The 437-nt window shown below is 39.1% G+C and carries 1 pseudogene; it reads left to right on the top strand.

The window, feature by feature from the left end:
- A pseudogene (locus PZE06_RS26320) lies at positions 1-347 on the top strand (NAD-binding protein); the annotation flags it as partial.
- Positions 348-437 lie beyond the last annotated feature (90 nt).

The following is a 437-nucleotide window of genomic DNA, read 5'->3' as shown; positions in this document are numbered from 1 at the left end:
CTTTACCGGGATTAGACATAGATGGTGAATTCGTAATGACTTCAGATGAAGCGATGCAAATGGAATCACTTCCTCAATCAATCATCATCGTTGGTGGCGGTGTGATTGGAATTGAATGGGCATCAATGCTGTCCGATTTTGGGGTTGAAGTGACGGTGATTGAATATGCGGATCGCATTTTACCAAAAGAAGACAAAGAAATTTCCAAGGAAATGCAACTGCTAATGAAGAAGCGTAAAATCAATGTTGTCACAAGTGCAAAGGTTTTGCCAGAAACGCTTCAAAAAGGTGAGACTGTCACCATCTCTGCTGAAGTAAAAGGAGCAGAAAAACAGTTTAATATCGATTAAACCTTCCCTATGTCATTCAGAGAGAACAAAAGCAAGTACAATCATTCTTTATCTTTAGATTCCTCTCTCTAACTACAAGACTTTTGC

Origin of the sequence: Robertmurraya sp. DFI.2.37 (assembly GCF_029211245.1) — a bacterium.
GTDB lineage: Bacteria > Bacillota > Bacilli > Bacillales > Cytobacillaceae > Robertmurraya > Robertmurraya methanolica_A.
The sequence above is the reverse complement of the archived record's forward strand: the minus strand, read 5'-3'. Positions and strand labels throughout refer to the sequence as shown.